The following is a 12626-nucleotide window of genomic DNA, read 5'->3' on the forward strand; positions in this document are numbered from 1 at the left end:
GACGCAGATGGCGACGTGGAAACCCGATCCGAGCTTCTATCCTTCCCCGCGGCTCGCAGCGAAAGCGCCGCGCGAAACGCTGGCTTATGTCGCGACGTTCGATCCCGAGCGCAAGTCGCCGGACAAGATCGCCGTCGTCGATGTCGATCCGGATTCGCCGGACTATACGAAGATCGTCGGCGAAATCGCGATGCCCGATGTCGGCGACGAGTTGCATCACTTCGGTTGGAACGCATGCTCGTCGTGCCTGTGCCCGAATGCGCCGCATCCGCACATGGAGCGGCGCTATCTCGTCGTGCCGGGGCTGCGTTCGTCGCGCGTGCATATCATCGACACGAAGCCCGATCCGAAGAAGCCGGTGATCGTGAAGACGATCGAGCCCGCGGAACTCGCGGAAAAGACCGGCTATACGCGGCCGCATACCGTGCATTGCGGGCCGGGCGGCATCTATATCACCGCGCTCGGCAACGCCGAAGGCAAGGCGCCCGGCGGCGTGCTGATGCTCGATCAGCAGAGCTTCGATCCGCTCGGCCGATGGGAAGTCGATCGCGGACCGCAACAGCTCGCGTACGACGGCTGGTGGCATCTCGGCTACGACACGATGGTCACGAGCGAATGGGGCACGCCCGACACCTTCGAGGAAGGCCTCGTGCCCGATCTGCTGCTCGGCGCGAAGTACGGGCGCAAGCTGCATTTCTGGGACTTCACGAAGCGCAAGCACATTCAGGAGATCGATTTCGGCGACGAATATCAGCTCGTCTTCGAACTGCGTCCCGCGCACGATCCGACCAAGGCATATGGTTTCGTGAACTGCGTGATCAGTCTGAAGGATCTGTCGTCGTCGATCTGGACCTGGTATCGCGACAAGGACAAGTGGGCGGTGAAAAAGATCATCGACATTCCCGCCGAACCCGCCGATGCCGACAAGCTGCCGCCGTTATTGAAGGGCTTCAATGCGGTGCCGCCGCTCGTCTCCGATATCGATCTGTCGATGGACGACCGCTTTCTGTACGTGTCGTGCTGGGGCACCGGCGACATGCTGCAATACGACGTCTCCGATCCCTTCGCGCCGAAACTGACGGGCAAGGTGCGTATCGGCGGCGTGGTCGCGCGCGCGACGCATCCGGGCGCGAAGAACGGCGCGCTGAATGGCGGCCCGCAGATGGTCGAAGTGAGCCGCGACGGCCGCCGCGTCTACTTCACGAATTCGCTGTACGGCGCGGTCGATGCGCAGTTCTATCCCGAAGGCATCGACGGCTGGATGGTGAAGCTCGATGCCGATCCCAACGGCGGCCTCGCCGTCGACGACAAGTTTTTCATCGACTGGCCCAAGGGACATCGGCCGCATCAGATCCGGCTGCAAGGGGGCGATTGCTCGTCGGATTCGTACTGCTATCCCTGATCCGCCGCGAGACACTTCGCATGGACGCCGCATCGCCCGCGCTCCTCCTCACCGCCGCGGGCCTCGGCGCGTTTCACGGTCTCAATCCCGCGATGGGATGGCTCTTCGCCGTCGCGCTCGGCCTGTATGCGCGAAGCCGCCGCGTCGCGCTCGTATCGCTCGTGCCGATCGCGCTCGGCCACGCGGCGTCGGTCGCGCTCGTGCTCGCGGGCGCGCTCACGCTCGGCGCGGCGATCGGCCATGACCTGCTCGCACGCGGCTGCGGGGCGCTGCTGATCGGCTGGGGCGTGTGGAGCGCGTGGCGCGGGCATCGCGGACGCCCGACCGTCGGCATGCGTACCGGGCTGGCCGGTCTCGCGTTATGGTCCTTCATGATGTCGAGCGCGCACGGCGCAGGTTTGATGCTGGTGCCGGCGCTCTTGCCGTTGTGCACGGGCGCGATGCCAAAGACGGCTTTCGAAGCCAGCGCACTCGCGTTGACCGTGCATACCGGCGCGATGCTCGCCGTCATCGCGACGATCGCCATGTTCGCCATGTCCCTTCAGGAACGCGGCGGACTCGGCTTTCTACGCAGCGGATGGATCAACGTCGACTGGATCTGGAGCGCGGCATTGATCGCGTGCGGCATATTTCTATTCGTCTGACGCGGAGTGCTGCGCGCCGAATTGCATTTTGCATACGTTATGCACGATGGCATTTTGCATGCATCGCGCATAGCACAGAATTCAATCGCGGCGCGACACTTCCTCCGGACTCGGCAATTCGGCGGTGGTCCACCCTCCGCCCAGCGCCTTCACGAGAGCGACGCTCGCCGCCATGCGGCGCCGCTCGATACGCACCGCCGTGCGTTGATCCGACAGCACGATTGCCTGCGTCACCACCACGCTCAGATACGTGATCGCGCCGTTCTCGTAGCGATTGCTGACCTTGCCGAGCGCGCGCTGGGCGGCATCGACGGCATCGCGTTGTGCTTCGCTTTCGCGGCGCAGCACTTCCAGCGCATTCAGGTTGTCTTCCACTTGCCCGAACGCGGTCAGCACGGTTTGCCGATAATCGGCGACCTTCTCGTCGTAGTCAGCGCGCGCCGCATCGCGAGCCGCCGCGCGACCGCCGAAGTCCAGCACCGTGAATGCGAGCTGTGGCCCGAGCGACCAGAATCGGCTCGGCGCTTCGAGCCATGAGCTGAAGCGCGTCGCCTCGAGACCGCCCGTCGCGGCGAGCAGAAGGTTCGGAAAGAACGCCGCCGTCGCCACGCCGACGCGCGCATTCGCCTCGGCCACGCGCCGCTCCGCCGCCGCGATATCCGGCCTGCGCTCGAGCAACGCGGATGGCACGCCGGGCGGCAGCACCGCGAGCGCCGCCGACGGATGCGGCGAATGCGCTTCGTTGAGCGGCGCGACATCGAGCGTAAAACTCGACGGACTCTCGCCGACGAGAATCGCGATCGCATTGACGAGGCTCGTTCGCGTGGTCTCCAGATCGATGAATTGTGCCTGCGTCGCGCGCAGTTGCTCTTCGGCCTGCGCGACATCCGATTCCGCCGCGACGCCGCCCGCAAAACGATCGCGTGTGAGCGCGAGCGCCTTCTCATAGGCTTGCAGCGTCGCCTGCAACAGCCGTTCTTCTTCGACGATGCCGCGCAAATCGAAGTAGTCGGTCGCGAGTTCGGCCTGCATCGACAGAATCGCGCTGTGCAGATCCGCGGCGCTCGCCTGCGCTTCTGCGCGGCCACCTTCGACAGCACGCGAGATGCGGCCCCAGAGATCCGGCTCCCACGAGATCTGTGCGTCGATCAGATAGTCGGGCACGGTCACGCCCGCGCTCGATTTGTACAAGACGTTCGACGATACCCGCGACTGATTGAATGCGGCATTCGCCGTGATGGTCGGAAAGTACGCCGAACGCGCCTGCGCGGCCGCTGCACGCGCTCCACGAAAACGCGCGGCGGCCGCGGCCACGGTCTGATTCGCTGTCGCGACACGTTCTTCGAGCGCGTTCAATTGCGGATCGCCATAGACTTCCCACCACGGCGCGCGCGGCTTCGCATCGGCGGGCTGTGCAGGCTTCCAGTCTTGCGATGCCGACGCAGGCGCATCGAGCGGCATCTGCGACTTGTACGCAGCAGGCGTAGAAGTTTCGGGCCGCACGTAATCCGGCCCGACGGCGCAGCCGCCCAATGCCGCGATAGTTAGCGATGCAACTAATTCGAGCGATGCGCGCCTCATCACGACTCGCTTCCTTCAGCCTTCGCTGCACCACCGCTCGCGGCGTCGCTCGAACCCGCGCGGCCGATACGCACCGCCGCGCCATCGATGATCGAATCGGGCGGATTGACGATCACGCGCTCATCGCCATTCAATCCGGAGACGATCGACACACGCGTGCCGTAGTCGGTGCCGAGCGTGATCGGCAGAAGCTTCACGCGGTTGTTCGCATCGACGCTCGCGGCATGCACGCCATCCGGACGGAACAACAGCGCATTGCCGGGCAGCGTGTATGAAGGACTCGCGCTCGTGAGACGAAAGCGCACTTGCGCATACGCGCCCGCAAGCAATTCGCCCGCCGGATTCTTCACATCGACTTCGACGCGCATCGTGCGCGCGACGGGATCGACCGCGCCCGCGGTACGCACCGTGACGCCGTCGAACTTGCGATTGCGCTCTTCGTTGAGCAGCAACTCCGCGGGCAAACCCACCGTGATCATCCGCGCATACGCTTGCGGCACATCGACGAACACACGCAACGTCGACGCATCCTGAATGTGGAAGAGCTCGCGGCCGGCGGCGCCGCTGCCGGCGTCGATCAACTGACCGACATCGGTGTTGCGCGCGGTGACGACGCCATCGAAGGGTGCATAGATCTTCTGGAACGACACGAGTTGTTCGAGCCGCGACACGTTCGCCTGCGCCGCGTTCAGCGCCGCTTCCTTCGCGAGCATGTCGCCGTTCTTTTCATCGGTCTCCTGGCGCGACACCGAGTTGTTCTTCAGCATCTGCGCCCAGCGCTCAGCGGTCGTCTTCGCAAGCAGATAGTTCGCGCGCGCGGTTTGCGCATCGGCACGCGCCTGACGAAGCTGATCGTTGATTTCGGGCGCATCGATCTCCGCGAGCAACTGGCCCTTCTTCACCTTCGTGCCGATATCGACGGTCCAGCGCTTCAGATACCCATTGGTGCGCGCGAAGATCGGCGCATCGGAGAACGCGCGGATATCGCCTGCGAGCACGAGATCCTGCGAGGCCTTCATGCGCGTCGGCTTGATGACCTCGACCGTCTGCAAGCCGTGCTCGTTCGCATCGCGTTCGAGTTCCGCGTGCGCAGCGCGGCGCGACAGGATTCCCTGCGCGATGAGCGCGACGACGACCACGAGCGCGATCACGAGCCATAAGCGCCCTCGCCGCCTGTTGCCCGATCGTTGCGACAACTGCTCTTCCATTCTTGCTCCGCCCGCTGTTCGATTGTTTTATTGCGCCGCTTTCCGTGCCGCCGCGCCCGGTCCCTTGCCGCGTGCTTCCATGCGCCGATAGACGATCGAAAACACGACCGGCACGAAGAACAGCGTTGCGATGGTGCCGACCATCAGGCCGCCGATCACCGCCCGCCCGAGCGGCGCATTCTGCTCGCCGCCTTCACCGAGCCCGATCGCCATCGGCACCATGCCGATCATCATCGCGAGCGCGGTCATCAGCACCGGCCTGAAACGCGTATAGCCCGCTTCCAGCGCGGAGCGCACTGCGTCGCCATGTTCGGCGAGCGCGGCGCGCGCGAAGCTCACCACGAGAATGCTGTTTGCCGTCGCGATGCCTATGCACATGATCGCGCCGGTCAATGCGGGAATCGACAACGTCGTATGCGTCAGGAACAACATCCACACGATGCCCGCGAGCGCGCCCGGCAATGCGGTGATGATGATGAACGGATCGAGCCACGACTGGAAGTTCACGACGATCAGCAAGTACACCAGCACGACCGCGAGAATGAGGCCGAATGCGAGACCCGAAAACGATCCGTTCATCGTCTCGACCTGGCCGCGCATTTCGATCGTCGAGCCTTTGGGCAATTCGCCGCGCGCTTCGTCGATGATGCGTTGCACGTCGTCCGCCACTGCGCCGAGATCGCGCCGCTCGGTGGTCGCATAGAGATTGATGGTGGTCTGCGCGTTGTAGTGATAGACGACCGCATCGCGCGCGCTGCGCGAAAGCGTTGCGAGCGCGCCGAGAATATTGGTCTTGCCGCTCGACGATGTCACCGGAATGTTCGCCACCGATTGCAGCGAGTTCATGTCGTATTGCGGCGCCGTCGTGATGACGTTATAGCTCACGCCATTCACCGGATTGAGCCAGAACGTGGGCGTCGTCTGCTGACTGCCCGACAGCGTGATGAGCAGGTTGTTCGCGACATCGCGCTGCGTGAAGCCCGCTTGCAACGCCTTCGTGCGATCGACCTCGACGTTGATCGCAGGCAGATCGGATGGCTGCTGGATGCGCGCATCGACGAGACCCGGCACGCGGCGAATCTTTTCCAGCATGCGATTCGCCAGCGCGCGATTGCCGCGCACATCGCGTCCGGTGATCGCTATATCGATCGGCGCGGGCACGCCGAAGTTGAGGATCTGACTCACGATATCGGCGGGCAGGAATGAAAACGTCACGCCGGGAAACTCCTGCGGCAGGCGCTTTCGCAACTCGTGGATATAGCCTTCTGTCGGCGCGTGATCTTCGTTGAGGCTGATGAGCACGTCGGCATCGGCGGAACTGACCGTGCCCGTGTTGTTGTACGAGAGATTGATACCCGATACCGGCAAGCCCATGTTGTCGATGATCGAGCGAATCTCGCCGCGCGGAATCAGTTGCCTGATGCGTGCATCGACGCGATCCGTCAGCGCCGCCGTTTCCTCGATGCGCGTGCCCGTCTTCGCGCGCATATGCAGCGCGATCACGCCTGAATCGATCGACGGAAAGAAGTCGCGCCCGAGGAACGGCGCAAGCCCGAGCGACAGCAGGCAGCACAGCAAAAACAACGAAGCGAAGCGGCCCGGTTGCGCGAGCTGCGTTTCGAGAACGCGTCGATAGCGATGGCGCACGGACTCGAAATGACGCTCGAATGCGAGATGAATCCGCACGAACGGATTGCGCGAGCCTTTCATCGATTCGACATCGCCGCCCATGTGCTCGTGATGACGCAACAGATACTTCGCAAGCGTCGGGATCAGCGTGCGCGAGAAGAAGTACGACGCGAGCATCGCGAACACGACGGCTTCGGCCATCGGCACGAACAGGTAATGCGCGACGCCCGTCAGCAGGAACATGGGAATGAACACGATGCAGATAGAGAGCGTCGACACGAGCGTCGGCACGGCGATCTGCTGCGCGCCATCGAGAATCGCATGCTCCAGTTCCTTGCCCTGCTCCAGATTCTGGCTGATGTTTTCGATTGCAACTGTCGCGTCGTCGACGAGGATACCGACCGCGAGCGCGAGGCCGCCGAGCGTCATGATGTTGATCGTCTGCCCGATCGCGGAGAGCGCGACGATCGACGTCAGCATCGAAAGCGGTATCGAGATCGCGATGATGAGCGTCGCACGCCAGCTTCCCAGAAACAGCAGCACCATCAGCGCAGTCAGGCCCGCTGCGATCACCGCTTCACGCAGCACGCCCGACACCGACGCGCGCACGAAGAGCGATTGATCCGCAACGGGCTCGATCTTCAGCGACTCGGGCACCATGCCGCGCAAGGTGGGCAACAGGTTCTTCACGCGCGCGACGATATCGAGCGTCGATGCATTGCCGCTCTTGTTGATCGTGAGTAAGGAAGCGCGGGTGCCGTCCACCCGCACGATATTGGTTTGCGGCTGGAAGCCGTCGCGCACATGCGCGACGTCCTTGATATAGATCGTGCCGCCAGGACCGGTGCGGATCGGTATGTCGTTGAGTCCTTCGATCGAGCCCGGACTCGCGTTCAGGCCGACCGAGTATTCCGTTGCGCCGATCTTCGTCGTGCCCGTCGGCAGAATCAGATTCTGCGCGCTGATTGCATTGACCACGTCGGTCGGCGCGAGGTTCTTCGCCTGCAGCTTGCGCGAATCGATATCGACCATGATCTGCCGCTGCTTGCCGCCATAAGGCAATGGCACCGAAGCGCCTTGCACGGTCGCGAGCTGCGTCTTCAGAAAGCTATTGCCGAAGTCGTAGAGCTGCTGTTCGCTGAGTTCCGACGACGACAACGCGAGCCGCAGAATCGGCACCGTCGATGCATTGAAGCGCAAGATATTCGGCGGCGTGATGCCGGGCGGCAGCGAGCGCAATTGCGTTTGCGAGAGCGCGGTAATCTCGGCGATAGCTTCATCGACATTCGCATTAGGCTGAAAGTAGATGCGAATGACCGCAATGCCCGGCAGCGATTCCGACTCGATGTGCTCGATGTCGTTGACCGCCACCGACAACCCGCGCTCGTAATTGAGCGTGATGCGGCGCTCCATTTGATCGGGCGGCAGGCCCGTATAAGACCAGATGACGCTGACAACGGGAATATCGATATTCGGAAAGATATCGGTCGGCGTCCGCACGATGACGAGCGGACCGATGATCAGCAAGAGCAACGACAGGACGATGAATGTGTACGGGCGCTTCAGCGCGAGTCTGACAATCCACATCTAGGTTTCGCCTGCCCCGTTCGTTGTTCGTTATTCGAATGCTATGCGACGACACTGCGCCCGAAAACGCAAATGCACTCGATACGATGACACAACTGAAGCTTACAAAACAATTTGCGCAAACGGTTGCGAGGGTTTTTTCGGAATGATTTCTGCAGAAGAATGCGGGGCCGCACCGAAAACGGAACGCGCGTTCCAATTGTTGGAAATGAATTGCGCCTCGCAGAGCGCGAGGCGCTTGGCGATGCGGAAAGTTATGCCGCTACGGGACGAAGATCGAGTACGCGCTTGGCCTTGCCGGTTGCCGTCGTCGGCAGTTCGCCGGAATCGAGCACGCGCACTTGCGTCGATACGCCGACCATCGTCTTGACGCGATGCTGAAGTTCGCGCGAGAGACCGGCGCGGTCGCTCTCGTTCAGCGTTGCGCAGACTTCCGGGCGTGCTTCGACTGAGACGGACAGCGAATCCATGTGGCCGTCGCGCGACACGCACAACTGATACTGGCCGCTCAGGCGCGGAATCGCAAGGATCAACTCTTCGATCTGGCTCGGGAACACATTGACGCCGCGAATGATGAGCATGTCATCCGAGCGGCCCGTGATCTTCGCGAGGCGACGCATCGAGCGCGCGCTCGGCGGCAGCAACGAAGTGAGATCGCGCGTGCGGTAACGGATCATCGGCATCGCTTCCTTCGTGAGCGAAGTGAAGACCAGTTCGCCCGTGCTGCCTTCCGGAAGCACTTCGCCCGTCACGGGATCGATAATCTCGGGATAGAAATGATCTTCCCAGATCGTCGGGCCATCCTTCGTCTCGATGCATTCACACGCAACGCCCGGCCCCATGATTTCCGAGAGGCCGTAGATGTCGAGTGCCTGTATGCCCGCACGCGTTTCGATCTCGCTGCGCAATCCCTGGCTCCATGGCTCGGCGCCGAAGATGCCGATCTTGAGCGACGTGTTCGCCGGGTCCATGCCCTGTCGTGTCATTTCATCGAGCAGATTCAGCATGTACGACGGCGTGACGAGAATGATCTTCGGCGCGAAATCGCGGATCAGTTGAACCTGCTTTTCGGTCTGACCGCCTGACATCGGCACCACCATGCAGCCCAGACGTTCGGCGCCGTAGTGAATGCCGAGACCGCCGGTGAAGAGACCATAGCCGAACGCATTGTGCAGCGTGTCGCCTCTGCGCCCACCAGCAGCTCTGATTGAACGCGCCGTGACGTTGGCCCACGTGTCGATGTCTTTCGCGGTATAGCCGACCACCGTCGGCTTGCCCGTCGTGCCGCTCGATGCATGCACGCGCACGACCTGATCGCGCGGCACGGCGAAGAGCCCGAAGGGATAGTTGTCGCGTAGGTCGGTTTTCGTCGTGGTCGGAAAACGCGCGAGATCGGATAGCTCGCGCAGGTCGTCTGGATGCACGCCCGCAGCGTCGAAAGCACGGCGATAGTGTGCGACGTTTTCATAGGCGTGACGCAACGTCCACTTCAGGCGTTCGAGTTGCAGTGCCTGAAGCTCGTCCCGGCTCGCGCGCTCGATCGGTTCCAGTTCGCTTTGCTGTGCAATGGATTGAACCACGGTTGTCTCCTGCATGAATGCTCGATGAATGAATGATGCGTCTTCGCTTCAGTGAAAGCGCTGGCCCGAATAACGCAACGCCGCGATGAGCGGCGATGCGCGATAACGGTCTTCGCCGTAATGCGCAGCGAGATGAAGCAGCACGTCGTGAACGCGGCCGATGCCGATGCGTTCGCCCCACGCGAGCGGTCCGAGCGGATAGTTCACGCCCTTCTCCATCGCGAGGTCGAGATCGGCGCTCGTGCAAACGCCTTGATTCACGGCGTCGGCCGCTTCGTTGACGAGCATCGCGACGGTTCGCATCACGGTCATGCCGGCGACATCGTTCAATGGCACGACTGCATAACCGGCTTGCGCCAATGCGCCGGCTGCCGCAGCGTAGGCTTCGCCGGAGCATTGACGCGCGTGCGTGAGCGCCACGCTTTGCGCGTTCGCATAGTCGAGCGCGAGATCGATCAGCACGATGTTCTCGATGCCAAGCGCATGCGCGCGTTCCGTCGCCGTGCGTCCATCGGTAAGGAAAAGATACGCATCATCGATTTGTGCGATCAGCCCGGGCATGTCGTTTCTAGCGACGCTCGCCGGCGCGATGCGCGCTTGCAGGCGTTCGTATAAAGGCACGCTTTCTCCGGGCACGATCTTCGAAGGCGTATGAGCATTCGTTTCGATGCGCGCGACAGGCTTCGCGGCATCAGCGCCATAGTCATAAAAGCCACGGCCGGTCTTGCGACCAAGAAAGCCCGCGTTCACCAATTCCTGTTGAATCAGCGAAGGCGTGAAGCGCGGATCGTTGAAGTACGCGTTGAACACCGATTGCGTCACGGCGAAATTCACGTCGTGGCCGATCAAGTCCATCAACTCGAATGGACCCATTCTGAAGCCGCCCGAATCGCGCATGACGGCATCGATGGAAGCGGCGTCAGCGCCCTGCTCGTTGAGCACGCGCAAGCCTTCCGCATAGAACGGCCGAGCCACGCGATTGACGATGAATCCCGGCGTCGATTTTGCATGTACCGGCGTCTTGCCCCATGCCGCGGCTGTGGCATACACGGTTTGTGCGACCACATCGGATGTTGCGAGTCCGTGCACGACTTCGACGAGGGCCATGAGCGGTGCCGGATTGAAGAAGTGCATCCCGACCACGCGCGACGGATGCTTCAAGGGCGCCGCGATCGCGGTGATCGAAATGGATGACGTGTTCGTCGCGAGCATGCACTCGTGCGTCACGATGCTTTCGAGCTCGATGAACAGCGCGCGCTTGAGCTCGAGACGTTCCGCAATGGCTTCGATGACAAGCGATGCCGTGCGCAAGTCAGCGAGACTCGTAACGACGCGCACGCGATCGATTGCTTGCTGTCCTGCGGACTCTTCGAGGTTCTTCTTGTCGATCAGGCGCTGCACGTTCGCCGCGATTGCATTGCGCGCCTTGTCGAGCGCTTTCGCATCGAGATCGTAAAGCAGCACGGTGTGCCCCGCGAGCGCTGCGACCTGGGCAATGCCTGCGCCCATCGCGCCGGCGCCGATCACGCCGACGATCGCCGATGTCTGAATGGCCTGTGTCATGTCCCCAGGTCCCTCAGATGCGCTCGATTGCGATCGCGATGCCCTGACCCACGCCGATGCACATCGTGCATAGCGCATAGCGCCCGTTGCGGCGCTCGAGTTCGTACATTGCGGTGGTGACGAGGCGCGCACCCGATGCGCCGAGCGGATGACCGAGCGCGATGGCGCCGCCATTCGGATTCACGCGCGGATCGTCCTCGGCAAGGCCCAGTTGACGAAGCACCGCGATGCCTTGCGATGCGAAGGCCTCGTTGAGTTCGATGACGTCGAACTGATCGAGCGTGAGGCCTGTACGTGCAAACAGCTTCTTCGTCGCGGGCGCGGGGCCGATGCCCATGATGCGCGGCTCGACACCCGCCGTCGCCATGCCGATGATGCGCGCGCGCGGCGTGAGTCCATGGCGCCTCGCAGCATCCTCGTTCGCGATGATGAGCGCGCATGCGCCATCGTTCACGCCCGATGCGTTGCCCGCGGTCACGCTGCCGTCGGGACGCACGACGCCCTTCAGCTTCGCGAGCGATTCGAGCGAGGTCTCGCGCGGATGCTCGTCGCGATCGATCGCAATCGCTTCGCCCTTCTTTTGCGGCACATTCACCGCGACGATTTCCTGTGCGAGCGTGCCATCGGCCTGTGCGCGTGCCGCACGCTGCTGGCTGCGCAGCGCGAAGCGATCTTGCGCATCGCGCGAAATGTTGAAATCGACCGCGACGTTCTCCGCGGTCTCCGGCATCGAGTCGACGCCATATCGCACACGCATCGCGCGATTGATGAAACGCCAGCCGATGGTCGTATCGAAGATATCAGCCGAACGCGAGAATGCGCTCGATGCTTTACCCATCACGAAAGGCGCACGCGTCATGCTCTCGACCCCGCCGGCAACATACAGCGAACCGTCGCCGGCCTTGATCGCGCGCGCGGCACTGCCGACCGCGTCCATGCCCGAGCCGCACAGACGGTTGATCGTCGAGCCCGGCACGTCGATAGGCAAACCCGCGAGCAAGCTCGACATGCGCGCGACGTTGCGGTTATCTTCGCCAGCCTGATTCGCGCAGCCGTAGATCACATCGTCGATCTGCGTCCAGTCCACCGACGCGTTGCGCTTCATGAGCGCGGTGATGGGCACGGCGCCGAGATCGTCGGCGCGGACGTCCTTGAAAACGCCGCCGTAGCGGCCGAATGGAGTACGAATCGCGTCGCAAATGAAGGCTTCAGTCATGACAAGTCTCGATGTGGAGAATGATCGATCGCAGCGAAGCCGCGCAATAGTTGCATTGCTAACGACTTCGGCGCTTGAATAGATTTGGAATCGCTTCGGCTTCACGCGCATCGTTGCGATGCGCGACTTTCTAATGAATCGGGACGTCGCTTACCGCTCGTCGAAGCTCACAACCACGCGCTCGCTCACCGGATGGCACTGGCAGGTCAGCACGAA

At 62.6% G+C, this 12626-nt stretch carries 8 protein-coding genes; 2 read left to right on the forward strand and 6 right to left on the reverse strand.

The window, feature by feature from the left end; all coding sequences use genetic code 11:
* Positions 1-7 precede the first annotated feature (7 nt).
* Together NCS02_RS07730 and NCS02_RS07735 are read left to right on the forward strand one after the other, a co-directional pair.
* The gene (locus tag NCS02_RS07730) at positions 8-1402 is read left to right on the forward strand and encodes a selenium-binding family protein (protein ID WP_034474191.1); all 1395 of its coding nucleotides are present in this window, start codon (positions 8-10) and stop codon (positions 1400-1402) included.
* 20 nt (positions 1403-1422) lie between these two features.
* The gene (locus NCS02_RS07735; RefSeq protein ID WP_250518212.1) at positions 1423-2046 is read left to right on the forward strand and encodes a hypothetical protein; all 624 of its coding nucleotides are present in this window, start codon (positions 1423-1425) and stop codon (positions 2044-2046) included.
* A gap of 81 nt (positions 2047-2127) precedes the next feature.
* Here NCS02_RS07735 and NCS02_RS07740 read toward each other — a convergent pair whose 3' ends face one another.
* From NCS02_RS07740 to pcaF, 6 genes are all read right to left on the reverse strand, one after another.
* Positions 2128-3627 carry an efflux transporter outer membrane subunit gene (locus NCS02_RS07740; RefSeq protein ID WP_250518213.1) on the reverse strand — a complete coding sequence of 500 codons (1500 nt, stop codon included), beginning with the start codon at positions 3625-3627 and terminating at the stop codon, positions 2128-2130.
* Positions 3627-4835 (reverse strand): efflux RND transporter periplasmic adaptor subunit, encoded by a 1209-nt coding sequence (locus NCS02_RS07745; RefSeq protein ID WP_008349563.1) that lies wholly within the window; start codon positions 4833-4835, stop codon positions 3627-3629. Before NCS02_RS07745 ends, NCS02_RS07740 begins: the two co-directional genes overlap by 1 nt.
* 27 nt (positions 4836-4862) lie before the next feature.
* Entirely contained in the window at positions 4863-8051 is a 3189-nt protein-coding gene (locus NCS02_RS07750; RefSeq protein WP_250519523.1) for an efflux RND transporter permease subunit, read from the reverse strand.
* 254 nt (positions 8052-8305) lie between these two features.
* The gene (paaK, locus tag NCS02_RS07755; RefSeq protein ID WP_008349558.1) at positions 8306-9646 is read right to left on the reverse strand and encodes a phenylacetate--CoA ligase PaaK; all 1341 of its coding nucleotides are present in this window, start codon (positions 9644-9646) and stop codon (positions 8306-8308) included.
* 33 nt (positions 9647-9679) lie between these two features.
* Positions 9680-11194 (reverse strand): 3-hydroxyacyl-CoA dehydrogenase, encoded by a 1515-nt coding sequence (locus NCS02_RS07760; protein WP_250522968.1) that lies wholly within the window; start codon positions 11192-11194, stop codon positions 9680-9682.
* A 13-nt stretch (positions 11195-11207) separates the two neighbouring features.
* A complete protein-coding gene (gene pcaF, locus NCS02_RS07765) occupies positions 11208-12410 on the reverse strand; it encodes a 3-oxoadipyl-CoA thiolase (RefSeq protein WP_250518215.1) in 1203 nt (400 codons plus the stop codon).
* Between the last annotated feature and the right edge of the window lie 216 nt (positions 12411-12626).

Source organism: Caballeronia sp. NCF2 (genome assembly GCF_023631205.1).
Taxonomy (GTDB): Bacteria; Pseudomonadota; Gammaproteobacteria; order Burkholderiales; family Burkholderiaceae; genus Caballeronia; species Caballeronia zhejiangensis.